Origin of the sequence: Halomonas sp. A40-4 (assembly GCF_015767635.1) — a bacterium.
GTDB lineage: Bacteria > Pseudomonadota > Gammaproteobacteria > Pseudomonadales > Halomonadaceae > Vreelandella > Vreelandella janggokensis.
The window spans coordinates 2,036,360-2,058,935 of sequence record NZ_CP065230.1 but is presented as its reverse complement, the minus strand read 5'-3'; the positions used below and the strand labels follow the sequence as shown (position 1 = coordinate 2,058,935).

Annotated in this window: 21 protein-coding genes and 1 tRNA gene; 14 read left to right on the top strand and 8 right to left on the bottom strand. The window is 55.2% G+C overall.

What is annotated here, in order from left to right; all coding sequences use genetic code 11:
* Positions 1-8: 8 nt before the first annotated feature.
* Positions 9-953 carry a recombination-associated protein RdgC gene (locus IT895_RS09645; protein WP_199285363.1) on the bottom strand — a complete coding sequence of 315 codons (945 nt, stop codon included), beginning with the start codon at positions 951-953 and terminating at the stop codon, positions 9-11.
* A gap of 179 nt (positions 954-1,132) precedes the next feature.
* On the opposite strand from IT895_RS09645, the gene IT895_RS09640 reads away from it, so the two are divergent.
* The 8 genes from IT895_RS09640 to IT895_RS09605 all read left to right on the top strand — a co-directional run bounded on the left by IT895_RS09640 (position 1,133) and on the right by IT895_RS09605 (position 12,079).
* On the top strand, positions 1,133-1,570 hold the full coding sequence (locus tag IT895_RS09640) for an acyl-CoA thioesterase (protein ID WP_085919559.1): 438 nt from the start codon (positions 1,133-1,135) through the stop codon (positions 1,568-1,570).
* 153 nt (positions 1,571-1,723) lie between these two features.
* Positions 1,724-4,417: a DNA gyrase subunit A gene (gene gyrA / locus IT895_RS09635; protein WP_085919560.1), complete on the top strand. Its 2,694-nt coding sequence runs from the start codon at positions 1,724-1,726 to the stop codon at positions 4,415-4,417.
* Positions 4,401-5,504, top strand: a complete 1,104-nt coding sequence (gene serC, locus IT895_RS09630; protein ID WP_085919561.1) for a 3-phosphoserine/phosphohydroxythreonine transaminase — start codon at positions 4,401-4,403, stop codon at positions 5,502-5,504. Before gyrA ends, serC begins: the two co-directional genes overlap by 17 nt.
* Positions 5,505-5,509: 5 nt before the next feature.
* On the top strand, positions 5,510-6,601 hold the full coding sequence (gene pheA, locus IT895_RS09625; protein ID WP_085919562.1) for a prephenate dehydratase: 1,092 nt from the start codon (positions 5,510-5,512) through the stop codon (positions 6,599-6,601).
* Between the two features lie 17 nt (positions 6,602-6,618).
* A complete protein-coding gene (locus IT895_RS09620) occupies positions 6,619-8,880 on the top strand; it encodes a bifunctional prephenate dehydrogenase/3-phosphoshikimate 1-carboxyvinyltransferase (RefSeq protein ID WP_199285362.1) in 2,262 nt (753 codons plus the stop codon).
* Positions 8,877-9,566, top strand: coding sequence for a (d)CMP kinase (cmk, locus tag IT895_RS09615; RefSeq protein ID WP_199285361.1), 690 nt, complete (start codon positions 8,877-8,879; stop codon positions 9,564-9,566). Before IT895_RS09620 ends, cmk begins: the two co-directional genes overlap by 4 nt.
* Positions 9,567-9,749: 183 nt before the next feature.
* Positions 9,750-11,429 carry a 30S ribosomal protein S1 gene (gene rpsA, locus IT895_RS09610; protein ID WP_066320448.1) on the top strand — a complete coding sequence of 560 codons (1,680 nt, stop codon included), beginning with the start codon at positions 9,750-9,752 and terminating at the stop codon, positions 11,427-11,429.
* A gap of 275 nt (positions 11,430-11,704) precedes the next feature.
* Positions 11,705-12,079, top strand: coding sequence for a histone-like nucleoid-structuring protein, MvaT/MvaU family (locus IT895_RS09605; RefSeq protein WP_085918486.1), 375 nt, complete (start codon positions 11,705-11,707; stop codon positions 12,077-12,079).
* Positions 12,080-12,148: 69 nt separating this feature from the next.
* Here the strand turns inward: IT895_RS09605 and IT895_RS09600 are convergent, their stop codons facing one another.
* Positions 12,149-12,979, bottom strand: a complete 831-nt coding sequence (locus tag IT895_RS09600) for a helix-turn-helix domain-containing protein (RefSeq protein ID WP_199285360.1) — start codon at positions 12,977-12,979, stop codon at positions 12,149-12,151.
* Between the two features lie 372 nt (positions 12,980-13,351).
* On the opposite strand from IT895_RS09600, the gene IT895_RS09595 reads away from it, so the two are divergent.
* Positions 13,352-13,678: a hypothetical protein gene (locus IT895_RS09595; RefSeq protein ID WP_199285359.1), complete on the top strand. Its 327-nt coding sequence runs from the start codon at positions 13,352-13,354 to the stop codon at positions 13,676-13,678.
* A 37-nt stretch (positions 13,679-13,715) separates the two neighbouring features.
* Here IT895_RS09595 and IT895_RS09590 read toward each other — a convergent pair whose 3' ends face one another.
* The 6 genes from IT895_RS09590 to pilB all read right to left on the bottom strand — a co-directional run bounded on the left by IT895_RS09590 (position 13,716) and on the right by pilB (position 19,390).
* Positions 13,716-14,591: a DNA replication terminus site-binding protein gene (locus tag IT895_RS09590; protein WP_199285358.1), complete on the bottom strand. Its 876-nt coding sequence runs from the start codon at positions 14,589-14,591 to the stop codon at positions 13,716-13,718.
* A complete protein-coding gene (gene yacG, locus IT895_RS09585; protein WP_199285357.1) occupies positions 14,592-14,825 on the bottom strand; it encodes a DNA gyrase inhibitor YacG in 234 nt (77 codons plus the stop codon).
* Positions 14,826-14,887: 62 nt separating this feature from the next.
* Positions 14,888-15,490, bottom strand: coding sequence for a dephospho-CoA kinase (gene coaE, locus IT895_RS09580; protein ID WP_199285356.1), 603 nt, complete (start codon positions 15,488-15,490; stop codon positions 14,888-14,890).
* Between the two features lie 39 nt (positions 15,491-15,529).
* Positions 15,530-16,375 (bottom strand): prepilin peptidase, encoded by an 846-nt coding sequence (locus IT895_RS09575; protein ID WP_085918492.1) that lies wholly within the window; start codon positions 16,373-16,375, stop codon positions 15,530-15,532.
* A 21-nt stretch (positions 16,376-16,396) separates the two neighbouring features.
* Positions 16,397-17,629 (bottom strand): type II secretion system F family protein, encoded by a 1,233-nt coding sequence (locus IT895_RS09570; RefSeq protein ID WP_085918493.1) that lies wholly within the window; start codon positions 17,627-17,629, stop codon positions 16,397-16,399.
* Between the two features lie 3 nt (positions 17,630-17,632).
* Positions 17,633-19,390, bottom strand: a complete 1,758-nt coding sequence (pilB, locus tag IT895_RS09565; RefSeq protein ID WP_199285355.1) for a type IV-A pilus assembly ATPase PilB — start codon at positions 19,388-19,390, stop codon at positions 17,633-17,635.
* Positions 19,391-19,630: 240 nt separating this feature from the next.
* Between pilB and IT895_RS19350 the strand changes: the two genes are divergently transcribed.
* From IT895_RS19350 to IT895_RS09540, 5 genes are all read left to right on the top strand, one after another.
* Entirely contained in the window at positions 19,631-20,098 is a 468-nt protein-coding gene (locus tag IT895_RS19350) for a pilin (RefSeq protein ID WP_186255736.1), read from the top strand.
* An 82-nt stretch (positions 20,099-20,180) separates the two neighbouring features.
* Positions 20,181-20,636 (top strand): pilin, encoded by a 456-nt coding sequence (locus tag IT895_RS09555; protein ID WP_199285354.1) that lies wholly within the window; start codon positions 20,181-20,183, stop codon positions 20,634-20,636.
* Positions 20,637-20,726: 90 nt separating this feature from the next.
* Positions 20,727-21,173, top strand: a complete 447-nt coding sequence (locus IT895_RS09550; protein ID WP_199285445.1) for an anti-virulence regulator CigR family protein — start codon at positions 20,727-20,729, stop codon at positions 21,171-21,173.
* 25 nt (positions 21,174-21,198) lie between these two features.
* Entirely contained in the window at positions 21,199-22,017 is an 819-nt protein-coding gene (locus IT895_RS09545; protein ID WP_199285353.1) for an inositol monophosphatase family protein, read from the top strand.
* 127 nt (positions 22,018-22,144) lie between these two features.
* Positions 22,145-22,221 (top strand) — tRNA-Pro (locus IT895_RS09540).
* Positions 22,222-22,576: the final 355 nt, after the last annotated feature.

The following is a 22,576-nucleotide window of genomic DNA, read 5'->3' as shown; positions in this document are numbered from 1 at the left end:
CGACCTGATCAAGCCGATGAAGGTTCTCGCTGTACTGGTTCTTGCTGTACTTCCCCGCCGAGCCAATCCATCAAGCGGACGATGTCGTCAGACAGGGCATTCGCCATGAGAATAAAGTCGGTCTCAAGCCGTGCGAGCGCGTCGTCGCCATCATCAGCTTGGTCAGCTTCTTCAATCAGGGCATCACCGAAGCGTAGCGACTTGAGCGCCAGGTCATCGTGTAATACCAAGCTTAGGCGACCTTCGATGTGAATGGCGAGTTTACTGGCTTGTCGCCCACTCTCGAGAAGTTGCTGGATTTCGTCGCTATCCAGGTCGACTTGTCGGGCACGCAGTACGCCATCGTCGCCTTTGGCCTTCAGTTCTACCTGGTCGCCCAGTTGAAGGTCAGCGGGTCGACTGGCGGGGTCGCCAAGCCAGGTCGTCATTGCCCGCATGGGCAGCGTCTGGGAGGCGAGCGGGGTAACGCTCAAGGTGCCCAGGGATTCGCGCAGCAGGTCGAGAATATCTTCCGCCCGGGTCCGCGAACTGGCATTAACACCGATTAGCTGGCGTCGAGTATCCCACCAAACATCAATTTTCTGACTGCGTACAAAAGCGCGAGGTAACAGCTCTTCGGTGACTTGCTCCTTGAGAGCGGTTTTTTCCTTGCGGGTCACCTTGCGGCCTTCACTTGCCTCAATGCTTGCCACCTGTTCGTCGACATCCTCTTTGACGACCGAGGCCGGCAGAAGGCGTTCCTGACGCAGCGCCGACAACAGCCGGTGCCCCTGGATTTCATGCAGGCGCTGGCCGCTGCCCAGGCGCCCGGCGGGCGCTGTCCAGCCCAGGCGGCGGGCGTCGGCATTACCCAGAGGTGCTGCTGCGTGAGCATCCAGTGCTTCACTGAGCGCCTCATGATTTAGTTCAGGAGCGCTGTGTATTCGATATAAGTGCAGGTGTTTAAACCACATGTCGCCTGTCCTGTGTAAAAGGTGGCACATTATGTCGAAAGCGGCGCTGTCCTACCAGCATCGTCGCAAAGCGGTTCATTGTTGCGAGTGTTTCAAACTTGTGTTTGATTGGGGTCTCGCTGGCCAAGTCATGCCGGTCAGTCACTATCGTTATAAACCCGAACAATGGAGGAGCCCTTATGTCAGTCGAATCAGTGTCGAGTACCCAGCTGCGCGTGCGTGGTTATCACCTGGATGGCTATGGCCATGTCAACAATGCCCGCTACCTGGAATTCATGGAAGAAGGGCGCTGGGCATTTTTCGATGAACATCCCGCGCTAATGAAAGAATTGCACGCCGCCGGGCGGGCGTTTGTGGTGGTGAATTTAAATATTGATTACCGAGCCGCTGCCGTTCAAGGCGATGACCTGGTGGTGGTGACGGGGATTATCGATGTCGGTGATCGAAGTGCGGTATGCCACCATCAGATTCGCCAAAAGGACGGCCGTATGGTGGCCCAGGCGGATCTTACCTTTGTATTGCTGGACGTGCAGGCCAACAAGGCGAGCCCCATTGACGGCAATGTCCGCGAGACACTCGATGCGTTAACCGTCGACAAGTCGATATTTGCCGATTGAAGCGTCTCGGCATTGCGACTGACTGCCCTTGATGCAAATGCAGTGGTATGATGGGGAATTATTTGGGCGCCGCTATGCTGTGTCTTTTCAGGCCGTATTTATAAGCGCTTTCAACTCTCGCAGTGCCAATGCAGTGCAAAGGATCTGACTTTCATGGGTGACATCGCCAGAGAAATCTTGCCCGTCAATATTGAAGACGAGCTCAAACAGTCGTACCTCGACTATGCGATGAGTGTCATTATCGGCCGCGCGCTACCTGATGTGCGTGACGGCCTGAAACCTGTTCATCGGCGTGTGCTGTTTGCCATGCATGAGCTGAACAATGACTGGAATAAACCGTACAAGAAGTCGGCGCGTGTCGTCGGCGATGTGATCGGTAAATATCACCCGCACGGTGACAGTGCGGTATACGACACCATTGTTCGCATGGCACAGCATTTCTCCATGCGCCATGTGCTGGTCGACGGTCAAGGCAATTTCGGTTCGATAGATGGCGACAATGCGGCCGCCATGCGTTACACCGAAGTGCGCATGGCACGCTTGGCCCACGAGCTACTTGCCGACCTGGAAAAAGATACCGTCGACTGGGTTGATAACTATGACGGTACCGAGCGCATCCCAGACGTTCTGCCCACCAAGGTTCCCAATCTGTTGATCAATGGGTCCTCGGGAATTGCCGTGGGGATGGCGACCAATATTCCGCCCCACAATATGCGCGAGGTGATCGACGGCTGCCTGGCGTTAATCGATGACTATACGCTCAGCGTCGATGATCTGATGCAGTATATTCCCGGGCCGGATTTCCCTACCGGTGGCATCATCAATGGCCGTGCGGGCATTCTTGATGCCTATCGTACCGGGCGAGGGCGTGTTTACGTGCGCGCCTGTCACACCATCGAGCATGATGATAAAACCGGTCGCGATCACATCATCATTACCGAGTTGCCTTATCAGGTTAACAAGGCGCGCTTGATCGAGAAGATCGCCGAGCTGGTCAAAGAGAAAAAGATCGAAGGCATCGCCGAACTGCGCGATGAGTCCGACAAGGACGGCCTGCGGGTGGTGATCGAAATCAAGCGGGGCGAGTCCGGTGAGGTCGTGGTGAATAACCTCTTCGCCCAGACGCAGCTGCAGAATGTCTTCGGTATCAACATGGTGGCGCTTGAAAACGGCCAGCCACGCACGTTGAACCTCAAGCAGATGCTTGAAGCGTTTATCCGCCACCGTCGTGAAGTCGTCACCCGTCGAACGCTGTTTGAACTGAAGAAAGCCCGTGAGCGTGGTCACATTCTGGAAGGTCTGGCGGTGGCGATTTCCAATATTGATGAAGTCATTGAACTCATCAAGGCATCGCCCAACGCGTCCGAAGCGAAAGATAAGCTGTTGGCGAATGTCTGGCAGCCAGGTCAGGTGACCAGCATGCTGGAGCGCGCCGGGGCCACTTCTTGCAAGCCTGAAGACCTTGACGAAGGCTTTGGTCTTAATCCCAGCGCGACCGAGTACCGCTTGTCGCCGGCCCAGGCTCAAGCCATCCTGGAACTGCGTCTGCATCGGCTGACCGGCCTTGAAACCGAAAAGCTGCTCGATGAGTACCTTTCCATCCTGGAAAAAATTGCCGAGCTGACCGAAATTCTTGCCTCGCCGGACCGCCTCATGGAAGTGATCCGTGAAGAGCTGCATGCCGTGCGCGATCAGTTTGGTGATGACCGTCGCACTGAAATCCAGGCCAGCCACCTTGATCTTTCGATGGAAGATTTAATTGCTGAAGAAGACATGGTGGTAACGGTCTCGCGTTCAGGCTACGCCAAGACACAGCCACTTTCTGATTATCAGGCCCAGCGCCGCGGTGGTCGCGGCAAGTCTGCCACGGCCATGAAAGACGAGGACGTGATCGAGCACCTGCTGGTGGCATCGACCCACGACACGGTGCTGCTGTTCTCCAATCGCGGCAAGGTGTACTGGCTTAAAGTCTACGAAATGCCTAACGCGAGTCGTGGCTCCCGTGGCAAGCCGCTGGTCAATATGCTGCCCCTCGAGGAAGGTGAGGCGGTCAACGCCATCTTGCCGGTGCGCGATTATGACCCTGATCATTATATCTTGTTTGCCACCGCCCAAGGGACGGTCAAGCGCACCAGCCTTGAGCAGTTCTCCCGTCCACGCAGCGTAGGCCTGATCGCGATTGACCTGGAAGAAGGTGACCGCTTGGTGGGCGCGGCGATTACGTCGGGTTCCGACCACGCCATGCTGCTGTCTTCCAACGGCAAAGCAATCCGCTTCGAGGAAGGTAATGTAAGGGCGATGGGCCGGACAGCTCGTGGCGTTCGCGGTATGCGCCTGGCAGACAAGGCGGAAGTGATCAGCTTGATCATTCCCAAGACGCAGCAGATTGATGACGGTGAAGACGATGCATCAGACAGTGCTGTCGATGGTCAATCCGACGCCGGTCATATCTATATTCTCACCGCGAGCGAGAACGGTTACGGAAAACGTACCCGTCTTGAAGCCTTCCCGCTTCGCGGTCGTGGCGGCCAGGGCGTGATTGCCATGCAGACCAGTGAGCGTAACGGTTCCCTGGTAGCGGCCATGCAGGTCTATGACAGTGACGAAATGATGCTGATCACCGACCGCGGCACGCTGGTCCGCACGCGTGTGGAAGAGGTCTCGACCACGTCGCGTAATACTCAGGGGGTCATGCTGATTCGTCTCGGTAAAGAAGAAAAGCTGGTTAAAACTGTGCGTGTCGAAGAGCCCGAAGAAGGCGATTTTGAGACGCTGGAAGAGGCGGAGACAGACGACGCCAACCATAATGACGCACAGGATGCCGGAGCCGATGACACGTCGTTATAATTTTTGTGCGGGGCCTGCCGCACTGCCTGAAGCGGTATTGGCACGGGCCCGGGATGAACTGCTCGATTACCAGGGCCGCGGTTTGTCGGTGATGGAAATGAGCCATCGCAGCGATGAGTTTGTGGCAATTGCCGAACAGGCGGAAGCCGATTTACGTGAGTTGCTGGGAGTTCCCAGTAACTACAAGGTGCTGTTTCTGCAGGGGGGCGCAAGCCTCCAGTTTGCTATGCTGCCGATGAACCTCTTGGGTCAGGGGGGGCGAGGCAACTTCATTCAAACCGGTATCTGGGGCAAGAAAGCGTTCAACGAGGCCAAGCGGCTTGGTTTTGACTGTCATGTGGCAGCAAGTAGTGAGTCGAATGGCCATACGGCGGTGCCTGCGGCAGACACATTGAAGATCAGTGACGACGCGGCTTATCTGCACTATACCTCCAATGAAACGATTGGCGGGCTGGAATTTGATTACACGCCACACGTGCAGCGTAACGATGGCACCAGCGTACCGCTGGTCTGTGATATGTCGTCCAACATCCTTTCCGGGCCGCGGGACGTCAGTCAGTTCGGGGTGATTTATGCGGGCGCGCAGAAAAACATTGGCCCGGCGGGATTGACGTTAGTGCTCGTGCGCGACGACCTGCTGGGTAACGCGCAGCCCACCATTCCCTCTTTGTTTGACTATCAGTTGCTTGCCGAGGCAGGGTCCATGGTCAACACGCCTCCGACCTATGCCTGGTATCTGGCGGGACTTGTTTTCCAGTGGTTGAAAACGGATGTCGGTGGCCTGGCGGCGATGGATGCGATTAACCAGCGCAAGGCTGAAAAACTGTATGCCGCCATTGACGCCAGCGACTTGTACAGCAATCCGATTGCACGTCATAACCGCTCTCGCATGAACGTTCCTTTTGTGCTGGAAGACGCCAGGCTTGATAACGCCTTCTTGAAAGAGGCCGATGAGGCGGGGCTCTTGAACCTGAAAGGGCACCGCAGCGTGGGTGGCATGCGCGCCAGCCTGTACAACGCCGTGCCAGAGGAAGCGGTGGACGCTTTGATTGCCTTCATGGCAGATTTCGAACAACGAAGGGGCTAATCACCATGGCCGACACGTCGATCAATCTGGACGCGCTGCGCCAGCGTATTGACCAATTGGATGATGATATTCTCCGCTTGATCAGCGAGCGGGCGGACTGCGCTCAGCAGGTCGCGCATATCAAGCTCGCCGAGGATGAGGAAGCGGTATTCTATCGGCCCGAGCGCGAAGCCCAGGTGCTACGCCGTATTATGGCGTTAAATAAAGGCCCGCTGGATGCTGAGGAAATGGCGCGCTTGTTTCGCGAGATTATGTCCGCTTGCCTGGCACTGGAAAAGCCCATCAAGGTGTCCTACCTGGGCCCGGAGGGGACCTTTACCCAGCAGGCGGCGCTGAAGCATTTCGGGGAAAGCGCGATTAGCCTGCCGATGGCCGCCATTGATGAGGTGTTCCGCGAAGTTGAAGCCGGAGCGGTCAACTATGGCGTTGTCCCGGTAGAAAACTCTACGGAAGGGGTGGTCAATCATACGCTCGACACCTTCATGGATTCCTCGATTCGCATTTGCGGTGAAGTGGTCCTGCGTATCCATCATCACTTACTGGTCAGCGAAACGACCCGGCGGGATAAAGTCTCGCGTATTTACTCCCACCCTCAATCCTTTGCCCAGTGTCGTAAGTGGCTTGATGCCCACTTTCCTCATGCGGAAAGAGTGCCGGTTGCTTCCAATGCCGAAGCCGCCAAATTGGTGAAAACCGAGTGGCACAGTGCAGCGATTGCCGGCGACATGGCCGCCAAACTCTACAATCTTGAGCGTGTCGCCGAAAAGATTGAAGACCGTCCGGATAACTCCACGCGGTTTTTGATTATCGGTAACCAGGATATTCCCATGTCGGGAGAAGATAAAACGTCGATTGTGGTGGCGATGCGCAACCAGCCGGGGGCCCTCCATGATCTGCTCGAGCCGTTCCATCGTCACCAAATCGACATGACCCGCCTGGAGACGCGTCCTTCGCGTACCGGGGTCTGGAACTATGTCTTCTTTATCGACTTTAAGGGGCATCGCGACGAGCCACGGGTCACCGCTGTGCTGGAAGAAGTCCAACTGCGAGCCGCCGAGTTGCGTGTGCTGGGTTCCTACCCCCAGGGCGTGTTGTGACGCCAGCGGGTGAGAAGATGTCCGGTGGGGCAGATGTCGATGAGTCGCGGTTGTTGATTGTCGGGCTCGGCCTGATTGGCGGATCACTGGCCTCGGCGCTGCGTTTTGCCGGGTTTGAGGGCCAGATAGTCGGTTGCGATCCCAACCCCGATGAAATTGCCCGTGGTATCGAGATGGGCTTGATTGAAAGCGGCGGCACCGAGCTTGGCGCCCAGGTGGCTGATGCGTCACTTATCGTGCTCGCCGTCCCAGTGCTGGCGATGGAAACGGTAATGAAAACGCTGGCTGGCGCATTGCCCAAGGCTGCCCCTGATGTGGTGATTACCGATGTGGGCAGCACCAAGGCGGCGATTCGCGCCTGTGCCAAGCGCGTTTTTGGTGGCGTGCCTGCCAATATGGTGTTGGGTCATCCAATTGCCGGCTCAGAAAAAAGTGGCGTGTCGGCAGCCAATCCCGATCTCTATCGGCATCACAAGGTGATCTTGACCCCTGAGCCGGACGTTGATGAGGCGGCCTTGGCGCGGGTTTCGGCTTTGTGGACAGCTTGCGGTGCCGATGTGCTGAAAATGAGCGTTGAGCACCACGACCATGTACTGGCGCGTACCAGCCACTTGCCGCACCTGTTGGCATTTTCGTTGGTCGACACGCTGGCGCGTCAGGATGACCGGCTGGATATTTTTCGCTACGCCGCCGGGGGGTTTCGTGACTTCACCCGTATTGCGGGCAGTGACCCGGTGATGTGGCGCGATATCTTCATCGCCAATCGCCAGGCGGTACTGTCGTCGCTGGATGATTTTGAAGCGGGCCTTGCCCGATTGCGCAAGGCCGTTGAGCAAGGCGATAGCGATGCCCTGATTGCGACATTTGATCGGGCCAGCCATGCACGCCACTATTTCGATACGTTATTGAACAAAACCACTTATCAGGCGGAATATCATATGCAACCAGAAGGTAAGGTAACTTACCGGGTGCGGCCAGGCGGTCAGGCGCAGGGTCGACTGCGAGTGCCCGGTGACAAATCCATGTCACATCGCTCAATCATGCTGGGGGCACTGGCTGATGGTGTTACCGAGGTCAAAGGTTTCCTTGAGGGCGAAGACAGCCTTGCTACGCTTCAGGCGTTTCGTGAAATGGGCGTGGCCATTGAAGGGCCACACCAGGGGCGCGTCACCATCCATGGCGTAGGCATGCATGGATTAAAAGCGCCTTCTGGCCCCCTTTATGTGGGCAATTCGGGCACCGCGATGCGACTGTTTGCAGGCTTGCTGGCCGGGCAGGCATTCGACAGCGAATTGACCGGCGACGAGTCGCTAAACAAGCGTCCAATGGCCCGTGTTGCCGACCCGCTGCGCCTGATGGGGGCAACCATCGATACCGCAGAAGGTGGACGCCCCCCGCTGAATGTCAGAGGCGGCGCCGCTTTAAAAGGCATTGATTACGACATGCCTATGGCCAGTGCCCAGGTGAAATCCTGCCTGTTGCTGGCAGGCCTTTATGCTGAAGGTGAAACCCGCGTGCGTGAGCCAGCGCCTACCCGCGACCACACTGAGCGCATGCTCAACGGCTTTGGTTATCCGGTGTCCCGTGAGGGTGATACCTGTTGGCTGCAGGGTGGCGGAAAGCTGACAGCGGGGCCGATCGATGTGCCGTCGGATATTTCATCAGCGACGTTTTTCCTGGTGGCCGCGGCCATTACCCCAGGTTCCGACATAACGCTTGAGCATGTGGGCATCAACCCGACGCGTATCGGCGTGATTAATATTCTCACCCTGATGGGGGCCAACCTGGCCCTTGAAAATCAGCGTGAAGTGGGTGGCGAGCCCGTTGCGGATATTCGCATTCGTTACGCACCGCTTAGCGGTATTGAGATTCCTGTCGACCAAGTGCCATTAGCGATAGACGAATTTCCAGCCTTATTCATTGCCGCCGCCAACGCCAAGGGCACCACGCGATTACGCGGCGCCGAAGAGCTGCGCGTCAAGGAGTCTGATCGCATTCAGGCGATGGCTGATGGCCTGGCCATTCTGGGCGTCGAGCATACGGTCGTTGCTGACGGTATTGATATTACTGGTAATGGCGACGACCAAGTGGCCAGTTATGGTGGCGGGCGGATCGATAGCCTGGGTGACCACCGAATTGCAATGGCCTTCGCCATTGCTGGACTGCGGGCAAGCGACGATATCGTAATCGATGATTGCGCCAATGTGGCGACCTCCTTCCCGGATTTCGTGGACCTGGTAACCCGCGTGGGGATGACGCTATCGGTGGAGGGGGCATGACTGAAATCACCCCTGTATTGACCATTGATGGCCCCGGCGGCGCAGGTAAAGGCACGATCAGCGGGCTAATGGCCGAACGCCTGAATTGGCACCTGTTGGACAGTGGTGCCTTGTATCGGTTGACGGCGCAGGCCGCTGTCAAACATCAGGTGGCGCTTGACGACGAGGCGGCGTTGGCAAAATTGGCCCAAGCATTGGATGTCGCTTTTCCGGTCGAAAATGGTCAGCCACGAACCCTGCTGGAAGGCGAGGATGTCAGCCGTACAATCCGCACCGAACAAGCTGGCGAGCGTGCTTCTCAGGTGGCGGCGCTTCCGGCTGTACGTCAGGCGCTGCTGGAGCGTCAGCGCGATTTTTGTCAGGCGCCTGGCCTGGTGGCTGATGGTCGAGACATGGGAACGATCGTTTTTCCTGACGCGTCTCTGAAGATATTTCTGACCGCCTCAGCATCGGAGCGGGCCCGCCGTCGCCATCAGCAGTTGCAGGAAGCAGGCGTGGATGCTAGTCTTTCGAGTCTTCTAAAGGAGATTCAGGCACGCGATGCACGCGATATGCATCGCGACGTGGCGCCACTCAAGCCGGCAGATGATGCCATCACGCTTGATACCACGCGCCTGAGCATACCGGAAGTGGTTGATCAGTTGACCGAGCTACTGGCCCAACAAGGCCTGGTCTCCGGAAATTGACTCTCCCTTGCGGCGTTTTTGGATAGGTGTCATGACATGGCAGGGCGTAAAACTCACATTGGGAGCCCGGTCAGGTTTAACCAGCGCTAACACCTCCAAAAGCAGAGTGACATTAGGCCCGTGCTCGCTGGTGGTACGGAGAAGGCATTTATGCCTCAACAACGTTGATCACGTAGGAACACCATGAGCGAAAGCTTTGCTGAACTGTTTGAACAGTCTCTTAACGACATTAACATGGAGCCAGGCGCTATCGTCGCGGCCCAGGTTGTCGATATTGACGGTGACTGGGTTACCGTCAACGCCGGTCTGAAATCTGAAGGTCAGATCCCCGCGGCGCAATTCCGCGACGAGAACGGCGAACTGAACATTGCGATCGGTGACGATGTTCACGTTGCACTTGAAGCCGTTGAAGATGGCTTCGGTGAGACGCGTCTATCCCGTGAAAAAGCCAAGCGCGCAGAAGCTTGGAAGATTCTGGAAGCCGCCTTCGAGAAAGATGAAGTCGTCAAAGGCGTGATCAACGGTAAGGTCAAAGGCGGCTTCACCGTCGATGTCGACTCTATCCGTGCCTTCCTGCCGGGCTCTCTTGTCGACGTTCGCCCGGTTCGCGATACCGCGCACCTGGAGCACAAAGAGCTGGACTTCAAGGTCATCAAGCTCGACCCGAAACGCAACAACGTCGTGGTTTCACGTCGTGCGGTTCTGGAAGCAGAAAACAGTGCGGAACGTGAAGCGCTGCTGGCCACGCTTCAGGAAGGTCAGCAAATCAAGGGTATCGTCAAGAACCTGACTGATTACGGTGCCTTCGTTGATCTGGGTGGCGTTGATGGCCTGCTGCACATCACTGACATGGCATGGAAGCGCATCAAGCATCCGTCTGAAATCGTGGCTGTCGGCGACGAAGTCAACGTGAAAGTGCTTAAGTTTGACCGTGAGCGTAATCGCGTTTCTCTGGGTCTCAAGCAGCTTGGCGAAGATCCGTGGGTTCGTATTAAAGAGCGCTATCCGGAAGGTACCAAGGTTCATGCTGTGGTCACCAACCTGACCGATTACGGCTGCTTTGCTGAACTGGAAGAAGGCGTTGAAGGCCTAGTTCACGTTTCTGAAATGGACTGGACCAACAAGAACATCCATCCGTCCAAAGTGGTTCAAGTGGGCGATGATGTTGATGTCATGGTATTGGATATCGACGAAGAGCGTCGTCGTATTTCTCTGGGTATCAAGCAATGCACTGCTAATCCCTGGGAAACCTTTAATGCCGAGTACAACAAGGGCGATCGCGTCTCGGGTACCATCAAGTCAATCACGGACTTTGGTATCTTCATCGGCCTGGAAGGCGGTATCGATGGGTTGGTTCACCTGTCCGACATCTCCTGGACCGATACTGGCGAAGAAGCGGTTCGTAACTTCAAGAAAGGCGACGAAGCCGAAGCGGTCATCCTGTCTATCGACCCTGAGCGCGAGCGCATTTCACTGGGTATCAAGCAAATGGATTCTGATCCGGTTGCTGAATATCTGTCGGTCAACGACAAGGGCAGCATCGTCACTGGTCGTGTCGTTGAAGTAGACGCCAAAGAAGCTCACGTTGAGCTGGCTACCGATGTAGTGGCGGTGCTCAAGGCGTCTGAAATCGCGGCTGATCGCGTTGAAGATGCACGTAACGTTCTCAGTGAGGGCGATAGTGTCGAAGCACGCATCGTGAGTGTTGATCGCAAGAGCCGTCAGATTAATCTGTCGGTGAAAGCGAAAGAGCAAGATGACACGCGTCAGAACCTCAAGAAACTGCGTGAACAAGAGCCGGAAGCAGCAGGTGGTGCTACCACGATCGGTGACTTGATTAAGCAGCAAATGGGCCAAGACTAATATCCTGTTAGTGATGGCTTCATAAAAACGCCGCCTTTAGGGCGGCGTTTTTTTGTGAGCAATTTTTGTCTGTATAACTTGGCGATTAACCTAATAAAAAGTTATTCATTGCTAAGCCAATCTTTAAAATATCTTTCGTAATTGACTAAAAATCATCTAGACTGTTGTCAGTTGGCCTTTTTACAGCAATAATGAATGCGCATTCTGAACTAATGGATACTGACAATGTCCGTTCGGTATCTTATCTGGTTTGACCTGATGTTAAAGGATTCCCCATGTCACTACTTAATGAATACATCCAAAAAGAACAGCAGCTGAAGCAGCTTCAAGAAGACCTTCAGCGACTAGAGGGTGATCAGCGCCTCAAGAGTGAACTAGAGTTCAAATCAAAGCTTGAAGCACTCATGAACGAGTTTGGTAAGCGTCCAGCCGACGTGGTCGCATTGCTTGATCCTGCCGCTGACCAGCGTGGTTCAAAGCCCGCCAGTAGTAATGCAGGCCGCCGTAAGCGTCGTTTAAAGATATATAAAAACCCTCATACAGGTGAGGTTATCGAAACGCGTGGAGGTAACCACAAGGGATTGCGTAGCTGGAAAGACGAACACGGCGATGAGACCGTTGAGTCCTGGCTTGTCCGGATGGAAGACTAAGTATCGTATCGCCAAGTCGGCATTTCCAATGGGAATGCCGACTTTATTGGTTGCCCAAAATGTATTTGCTTATTGATTCAGCGGTACCCTCAATTCCAAATAATCGGGTTTCCACAGTACCATGGGCGCCTCGCCGCTGATGTAATAGCCCTTTTGTTTATGCAAGAGTTCCAGCAGCATGCTGGTCAGCGCGTGTGAAAGTTGTGAAAATTCCTCGAAGCAGGTGCTCGCATAGTAGCGTGCCGCGATATTAATCCGGCGGTAGGGCGCAGGCAGTGGGATGCTTTTCATGTTGTGAAGTGTTTCAAGATAAAGCCCGATATCGGTACGCACCGGATGCGCAGCTTGATCGCTTAGAGCATCAATCTTTTCGCTGAGTAGATCAGGCAGCGAAACGGCTGGGGTTGAGTCTGCCAGCCTTGCTTGCAGGCTTTCCAACTGGTGGCTATGGTAAGTGCTGTCCCCGAGGCCTTGAAGCTGCTCCGGTGATTTATAGAGTCGCATGAGAACAGCCTGCCGAGCCGGTGTTTGCTTGATTCGAGTCGTGTAGCCGTAAGGCGGTATTTGCTGATGCATTACATGGCCCATAGCCTGACGGTAATGTCGCGGGGATAGTCGAAAATGTCGCAGAAAGGCTCGCGAAAAAGACGAATGGTTTTGGTAACCGCAATGCAGTGCAATTTGCGCTATATTACGGGGAGTGAGGGCGAGTAAAACCGCTGCACGCTCTAACCGACGCTTTTCTCGATAGGCACTCGGCGTTGTGTGAAAGTAATGACGGAATTGGCGTCGTACTTGTGAAGCTGAATACCCTAGATCTTGCGCAAGATCGTCAATACTCAATGGCTTTTCAAGTGTGTCTTGCAGCCAGATTTCAGCTCGTGTCATAGCATTGAACATTATCTGGCCTCCCATGCATGAGTCTTACCGCCAGGTAGTGTATCTGGCGGTATGTGCACCCTCCCGGTGCCTTGGTGTCACGGATGTACCGCCACGTCAGTGCAACGTGGCGGCGGTTTTTTTAGCCCAACGTTTATATTGCAGCCCAGTACTTACATTGCAGCGTAATATGTCAGTGGTCGCAAAATGTGCAGTGATACGTAAGTATTCTTTACTTTATGCACCGATACATAATGATGCTCTCTTTATGCTAGGAACAGCTCTCGAAGGCAAGTTTGCTTTGGCTTTTTACGCGTTTGGGCACAGTTTTTGGGGAAAATGGCCTTATAGGCAGGCGTATCTCTCAATCGAAAGGGTGTGAATGACATATCAATGAAATATCAAAAAGTTCAGAAACCGATGGACGAGCGCGACAAGCTTCGTAAATTTCGTGAATTGGATGATGCCTTTGCGCAAGCGCTACGTCAGCTAGAAGACCCAGGCAGCGCAACGGATATTCCGACTGGGCCGCCAGTGCGCTCCTTGGAGGCGCTTGAAGAGGAAGACGCCGAAAAGCAGGCTCTATTACGAGAGGAAGCGTTTCAGCAGCAATTCGAAGCATTGCTGGCGGAATACCACATTGCGTCGCATGAGCTGCGCGAGTTGATCGAGGCGCTGCTGGCTTCGGGACGTTGGACGGAGGAGCAGGTGCCTGCTTGATTAACCCCGTTTTTTTAAACCTGATGTTAAAATAATCTTAACGGTAGCGATAAACTCGCAGGCTGGGTAAGAAAACCTCGGATTCCAGTTTTTCATCGCTTCGAGTCGCGCGAGTTCGTTGCGGCTGGGGGTGAGCTGGCGGTGCCTTGATATCAGGCATTCCCAGGCGCTCATTGGGTACAAAAAGGGGCATGGAAACGTTTAACGCCCGTCGCGTGTGGCCATCCGCTAATGGGTGGCTAAAAAAGAGATTGGCCCGCATCAGCGGTGCCTGGGTTTGAACCTGGGCAAGCGGTTCTTCGCTGGGTAAGCCTGCAAGACGACGCAATTGTACTTTTATATGAGGCGCGTCAGTATCCAGTCGAAGTAGCTTTTGTTCGGCGTCTCTTACGGTGATGCGTTTAATCGAGCGTCCGCTTTGATACCAGGCAAAGCGCACTTTTGCGACTTCCGCATCGGCGATAGGCAATTGACGCCAGCATTGTTTTAAATGTAGCCGCGCTAACCCCTCTTTACGCAAGACCTGATTAACATCCGGGTGGCGAGTGGTCAGTTGTGCTTTAGTGTCACTTAACGCTTTAGGGGTGGTGCTTTTAATCTTTTGCAAACCGGCATGGAATGCGTCTTTCGCTGCATTTACATTGCGAGCAGCGTCGATAAGCGCCTCGTTGGCGACAACGATACCCAGGTAATTGCGTGTTTCCCGACCATCCTGCCCCGTCTGATGCCAGACATCAAAGAGTGCCGTTCTGAACCCGTCTGGTGAGGAATCGGCCATGGGAGACAGCATCCAGGTAGGCGGGCACTGAGTTGCGTATTGCGTTGCAAGTACGTCCAATGCTGCCATCAGATCATCAAAGCACCGTTCAAGGTGCTGCATAAGATGGTAGGCAGGGTAGTCGGATACGGTCATTTAGGAAAGCGGTGCATCGCGATCAGCCTGCGCCAGCATAGCGTCGATATCGGCTTCGTCCATGGCGTTTTCACCGGCTATTCGGTGGGATTCTTCCGCCCAGGCCCCCAGGTCGAGCTGTTGGCAGCGTTTGCTGCAAAATGGACGGAAAGGGCTTTCGCTACTCCATGCAACGGTTCTTGAACATTGAGGGCAAGCGACTTCAAATGGGCTGTCGTTAGCAGGTTGAAACATAAAATATCCGCAGGTGTAAAACGTGATCAGTGAAAGAGACCGCCTCAAGGGCCGTCAACGGGTCACGACGATAATTGCTCGCGATAGTATTGATCAAGTCGGGCGACCTGGCGCTGCATGTGCGCCATATCACGACTGTTGTCGATGATGTCATCGGCACGGGCACAACGTTCCTCGCGCGACATCTGTGCATCCCGAATAGCACGCACATTTGCTTCACTGACACCGTCGCGCTCAAGCGTTCGGTATAGCTGCATGTCGGTGGGAATATCGATCACCAGGGTGCGATTGACCAACGCCGCTTGGCCCGATTCGAACAGTAAAGGCGATACCAACAGCGCATAGGGGGAAGGCCCCGACTGGATGTTGTCCAACTGGGCAATAATCCGCTCGCGGATGAGCGGATGGGTGAGCTGCTCAAGCCAGCGACGTTGTTCAGGGGCTTCAAAAATAATCTCGCGCAGAGCAGCTCGGTCGAGTGCCCCATCCTGATTTATCACCCTGGGCCCAAAATGCTGACGGATAGCATCAAGTGCGGGCTCGCCGGGGGCCACGACTTCCCGCGCCACGTCATCGGCGTCGACCCACCCGATACCGCGTTCGCCAAAGGTGCGGGCGACCGTTGACTTGCCTGAGCCGATGCCTCCCGTAAGGCCAATAATCATGGTGTGTCTACCTATGGTATGTCATTCAGACTGTCAGGGTTAACTGACGATATTGAGGTACATTACTAATATGTCGTTGCCAGCGAGCAGCATTATCCATCCGGCAAGTGCTAAAAAAGGCCCGAACGGCATGGGGGTGCCCCGCGCCTGGGGTGATGATGCTTGATAGGCCAGGCCGAGAATGGCGCCTAAACCCGCAGAGAACAGCACGACCAGTGGAAGCGATAGCCAACCCAGCCAGGCACCCAATGCAGCGAGTAGCTTGAAGTCACCAAAGCCCATCCCTTCCTTGCCGGTCGTCAGCTTGAATAGCCAGTAAAAACTCCAGAGGCTCATATACCCCACCACCGCACCGATAACGGCATCGGCGAGGAAAGCGGGTTGAAAAAGCCATTGATAGATCAAACCGGCCCACAGCAACGGCAGTGTCAAGATATCGGGCAGTAGCTGTACACGCCAGTCAATGACGGCCAGAGCAAGCAGCGTCAAGCAGGCCCCATAAAGCCATAGCGCCTGCCAACTGATGCCATAAAGTAGGGTAACACTGATAGCCAGGATGCCACCCGCAAGCTCTATGAGCGGGTATTGCACGCTGATCCGGGCATTGCAGTGCGCGCATCGCCCGCGCCGCTTGAACCAGCCGATCAGCGGCAGGTTATCGTGCCAGGCGATAGAAGACTCGCAGCGCGGGCACATAGAGCGTGGTTGGGCAAGGTTGAAGCGCGGCGATGGTTCTTCATCAAGCGCGAGCTGGGCACGTGCTTCCTGACGCCAATGCCGCATCAGCATAACGGGCAGACGGGTAATGACCACATTGAGAAAGCTGCCCAGGCATAACCCCAATAAAAAGACCAGTGGCCAGAAAGTGATCGACAAGTACTGCATGAAATACCTTTGCACGGCGCCTTACAGGGCCGAGCCTAAGTTAAAGATGGGTAAGTACATCGACACCACAACACCGCCGACCAGCAGGCCCAAGACCACGATAATGAGCGGTTCCATCAGCGAGGTTAAGGCATCTACCTTATTGTCGACTTCTTCTTCGTAGTAGTCCGCGACGCGGTTGAGCATGGCATCCAGCGAGCCTGCTTCTTCACCGATGCTGACCATCTGCACTGCCAGGGGCGGAAACTGATTGGTCATGCGCATGGCGAAGTGTAACTGCTGACCGGTGGCCACGTCATGGCGCGTCCGGGTGACGGCGCGTTCATAGACTCTATTGCCGGTGGCCCCGGACGCCGTGTCCAATCCTTCAACCAACGGCACGCCAGACGCAAAGGTGGTCGCCAGGGTCCGGGCAAATCGTGCCACTGCCGATTTATGCAGGATGTCACCGACGACGGGCAGGCGTAACAGGACACTGTGCGCGCGGTAAGCAACGCGGGGAGAGCGGTTAATCGCCTGTTTGAGCAGCAAGATCCCCGCGACGACGCCCCCCAATGCATATAGCCAGTAACGCTGGGCCAGGCTCGATAGGTTGACCGTCATCTGCGTCAAGGCGGGGAGTTCTGCGCCAAAGCTGTCAAACATGCTGTCAAATTCGGGCACCACCTTGATCAGCAGAAGAAGGGTGACGCCGACACCGATCAGGAGGACCGCGGAGGGGTACCACATGGCCTTCTTGACGCGGCTTTTAAGCGACTCGACTTTCTCCTTGTAAGTGGCAATGCGGTCAAGCATCTGGTCAAGTGCCCCGGACTGCTCGCCTGCTTCAACAAGGTTCACGAACAGGCGGTCAAAGTGCCTGGGGTGGCGGCGCAGTGCATCGGAGAAGCTGGAACCAGCGGATACATCGCTCATCATTTGCTGGACCAGCGCCACCATTGCCGGTTTTTTGAGGCTCTCGGCGACCACCTGAAACGCCTGAAGTAGCGGAATGCCTGCCCGAATCATGGTCGCCATCTGGCGGGCAAACACCATGATATCGTGCGGACTGATTCGACCACGACCGCTGAGGCCGCCTTTCTTGCGTAACCGCTTTACGTTGATCTGCTGATTGGCGAGCTCGCTGGCGACGTCTGCCTTGCTGCGACCAATTATTTCACCGCTAAGCGTGCGGTTCTGGGGCCCAGTGCCTTCCCACTTCCAGCGGTAAAGCTGAATACCCGGCTGACGACGAGCCCGAGGCGACTTGGCCATGGTTTACTCCTTGCTGATACGGTTAACTTCCTCAAGGCTCGTGATCCCTTGCATCACCTTTAAAAGACCACTTTGATGCAGACTCGGATACCCCTCACGGCGGGCCAACTGGTCAATATCCAGAGAGTTGGCATCGCGCATGACCAACTGGCGCATCGTATCGGTTATCGGCACGACTTCGTAGACACCCACACGCCCCTTGTAGCCATGGGTACACTGCTTGCAGCCGACCGGGCGAAATAGGGTAGCCTGCTGAATCTCCTGTTGGCTGAACCCTTCGCGTCTTAGTGTTTCGTGGGGAATATCAGCCGGTTCCTTGCAGTGAGGGCAAAGCTTGCGCGCCAGGCGCTGAGCAATGATCAAACTGACCGCGCTGGCAATATTGAAGGAAGACACCCCCATATTGGACAGGCGAGTGAGGGTTTCGGCCGCCGAGTTGGTATGTACCGTTGACAGCACTAGGTGGCCGGTCTGGGCCGCCTTGATGGAGATCTCGGCGGTTTCCAGGTCGCGAATTTCACCGACCATGACCACGTCAGGATCCTGGCGCAGGAATGCCCTTAACGCGCTGGCGAAATCCAGACCGATTTTTGGCAGTACGTTGACCTGGTTAACGCCAGGGACCTTGATTTCCACTGGGTCTTCGGCAGTGCAGATATTGCGCTCTATCTGGTTAAGGATATTGATCCCGGTATACAGCGATACGGTTTTACCACTGCCCGTGGGGCCGGTCACCAGAATCATGCCTTGCGGCTGCGCCAGCGCCCGCTCGTAGTAACCGCGCTGGTCATCGGTGAAGCCTAACTGCTCGATGCCCAATTGCGTGGCGGTGGGGTCAAGGATCCTCAGTACGAGCTTCTCGCCATACACAGTCGGCAGTGAATTGACCCTGAAGTCGAGGGAGCGAGTGCGTGAAAGCTTGAGTTTGATCGCACCGTCCTGGGGCAAGCGGCGCTCGGAGATATCCAGCCGGGCCATGATCTTCAAGCGCGCGGCGATTCGGTTACGCATGGCGAAAGGCGGCCGTGCAACCTCGATCAGCATGCCATCAATCCGGAAGCGAACCCGGTACTGGGTTTCATAGGGTTCAAAGTGGATATCTGAGGCGCCCCGGCGAATCGCATCCAGCAGCAGTTTATTGACGAATTTGACGATCGGTGCGTCGTCGCTATTCTGCGGTGCTTCCTCAAGGGGAGCGTCTTCACCGGCGGCTCCCTGGACGACATTCAAGGAACTGACGGCATCGTCGATGTCGTCAAGCTCCTCCAGCATGCTGCGCTCATTCTGGGTGAGATACTGGTTTAACGCCGTGCTCAACTGATCAACAGGCGCGAGAACACCTTCAACGCTTAGCCCGGTGGCAAATTGCAACTCATCCAGTTGGGTAAGCGTCGCCGGGTAAGGGACGGCAACAGTGAGCCGGTGACCGTGGCGTGCCAATGGCAGCACCGTCAAGTTCTGAAGGACTTTAACAGGGTACTCAGCCGCTGGTGGCAGTGACGATAACCGTACGGCGTTGAGATCAATCACCGGCAACCCATACTCCCAGCCAGCGGCAATGGCTGATTGCCTGGGATCGACCAGGCCGCTGTCAACGACATGCTGGAGCAGTGAGATATCCAAGTCGAACGCTGTCGCTTCAGCGGTGGCCGCCTGAGCCTCGGTCAGCAACCCGTGCTTGACCAGGCGTTGGGCGATACCACGCAGTCCGCCCCGGGCGGCGGCATGGCTTAAGGTTGACTCGAAATAGGGTTCGCTCATGCGTGACTCGTTGGTGAAGTGCGCTGCGGGTTACTTTTACCATACTTGGAACCACAAGGCAGTAGCGTCTCGTTAAGTCGAAAAGCTCAAGCCAGGCATCCCACTGCCGATATAACTCATACTCAAGCGTTGGTGCGATATATTGATAAAGCACAGACTGTCAGTTAGTGTCATTTTAAATTTCCCCTATCGCGATACCCTGCGGCGACGCTGGGTAGCATCCCCCAAGGAGACGTCTCCATGCAGCATTCTGCACAACCGGCAATTCGTAACAAGAAGCAGGGTGGTTTCACGCTGATTGAGCTGATGATTGTGGTGGCCATTATCGGCGTACTGGCGTCCATTGCCGTGCCGCAGTATCAAAACTACACCGCCCGCGCTCAGGCTAGCGAGGGGCTGTCTGTAACAGCAGGCATGCGTGCAGATATTGCTGAGCAATACTCACTTCAAGGTGGAATGCCATCAACGGATGATATCGATGACTTGGTCGAAACAGACGATGAGCCAGCAGGTAGATATGTGCAAAATGCTACATATGCATTTGCAGAGGATACTGGCACGATCACTGTAACTTTTGATACCGATAGTGCGTTAGGGAATCGCACTATGCTCTTAGAAACTGACAATCCTCAAGATGGCTGGGTTTGTAAAGCTGGCACCACGGATGGTATTGACGAAAGTCGGCTTCCTGCGGGTTGTAAAGAATAGTCGTATCTAAATCAATAATTTGTATGGGGCCTTGATTGGCCCCTTTTAGATAGTAACGACCTGTATTTTCAGAGGGATAAAAATGAAGGGGACTCAGCAAGGCTTTACGCTGATCGAGCTGATGATTGTGGTCGCCATCATTGGCGTCTTGGCCTCCATCGCCATTCCGCAGTATCAGAACTACACGGCCCGTGCCCAGGTTTCCGAGGCGCTTAACGTTCTCAGCGGCGTGAAAAGCGAACTCGGCGAGCGTTATGCCCTGGAGGGTAGCTTTGGTCAGGAAAATTCGCTTAACGATGATTCTCTGGTCAGCCATACCCAGTATATAGACTCCATCGACTACTACGCCGCAGAGGGAGGAGAGGGCGTTAATATCGGCATTCGCATGCGCAATGAAGCACCCGTCTCCCAGGCGATTCGTAATACGCGCTTCAGGATAGAAGTGAGGGCAACGGAGGGGTCGATTACATGGCGCTGTATGCCTGCCCAGCAGCAGCCAATGGATAATAAATATCTGCCCGGTAGCTGCCGCTCTTAAACAGTAAAACCTCAGTATTTACACACTCACTGCGTATTTGCCGCTTAACCTGTTAGAGATTGCCATTACATGGGAGAGCTCGCAGTGAAAATGCCTCATCGGGTTATATTGGGTTCGTTGATTTTCTGTTTGACCACTCCGCTGGCGCTTGCCCAGCCCGACCATGCCCCGGCTCACGGCGCTCGCGATAAGCAGCATCATCAGGGGCAGACTCCAAAGCGTGAGAACCGGTCTTACGATGATCGCACCGAACGGAATTATCGTGGTGACTGGCCACGTATTGAGGAGCGGTTGTTGCAGCGCCTGCTGCGTGAATACGGTGCGCCCAGAGCGGAGCCGCTTCCACCGGGTATAGAGCGCAATCTGGCACGTGGAAAGCCGCTTCCGCCAGGCATCGCCAAGCGGTTTGACGGGCCGATCGCCAACGAACTGCCTCGTTATCCCGGTTATGAGTGGCAGCGTGTGGGGTCTGATGTGGTGTTGATCGATGCGGCCACGCGCGTAGTTGTCGATATCCTGGTGGATGCACTACGCTAGGGGCTTGTCTATTAACGGAGTCGCTATGCCTGCCTATACCCTCAAAGAGCGTTTGGACATTGCCCGCTCGATTGCCGAACAGGCGGGGCAAATGATTCGTCAGGCACGCCAGGAGCAATCTTTTGGTCGGCATTACAAGGCCGGTGATGAACTGGTGACGGATGCTGACGTGGCGGTTGATCGCTTTATTAGTGATCAACTGGCATCACATTTTCCTGGCGAGACCCGTTTAAGCGAAGAACTCTCTCCCGATCAGGCATTCAACGAAAGTGCCCCGCAGCTATGGGTTGTCGACCCGATTGACGGCACGGTCAATTTTGCCCAGGGGCTTCGCCATGTGGCGGTCTCGATCGGTTGGATGGAGAACGGTGTGGCAAAGATCGGTGTTGTCCACGCACCGTTTCTGGAAGAAACCTTCACCGCCGCCGAGGGAGCTGGGGCTTTCTGCAATGACCAGCCCATCCAGCCAAGCGACGCAAGTGAACTGGCGCGCAGTCTTGTGGCAACGGGGTTTCCCTATCAGCGCGAGGCCCGGGAAGCTCTGTTGCCTCGCCTGGCTGCCGTATTGAGTAACTGCCGCGATATACGACGCAACGGCGCCGCCGCTCTGGATATTTGCGATGTTGCCTGTGGGCGGCTGGATGCTTACTACGAGAGCGTCTCGCCCTGGGATTTCGTCGCCGGCTGGGTTGTCGCGCGCGAGGCGGGTGCCAGTGTGGGGCATCTTTACGTCGTGCCAACTGACGTACCTGTAGATTTATATTCCCAGCATTTGCTGGTGACGACACCCGCCGTTCACTCTGCGATGGCCAGACTGTTACGCGATGCCGATAGTGCCGCATAGGCTGAAACGATGAATCCGTATGGTAGACAAACACTTGAAAAGAAAGCGCAAAAAGAGCTTTTCATTTGCCGGCTAAACCGCTAGTATACGCACCGTCTTGAGGCAAGAAATTAACGCCTCGGTGAATCGGAGCGTGGCGCAGCTTGGTAGCGCGTTGCAATGGGGTTGCAAAGGTCGCAGGTTCGAATCCTGTCGCTCCGACCAAATAGTTTAATAAAAACGGCCACTTAGCTTATTGCTATAGTGGCCGTTTTTGCGTGCTTAAATTTTAGGTAGCAAATAGGTAGCATGCGTCCGAAGCAAGAAGGCACAGCTGGCAACAAACAGTTTGCCTTTTTCGCTTCGCCACACCGACCAGTGAATAGGCTTCACTTATTTACAACGGCGCTGATCCTGTAGTGGTTCACTGATTCTGGACACCAACGTAGGTGGCACGCGTCCGAAACGCTTGACTGGAGCCTTGTTCTTGCTCGGACTTTTAGACATCAGACATCACTGTGAGTATCGAATGTAAAGCTGTCCAATTGCCAATTTGAATGAGTTACGCCCAACAAGCTGC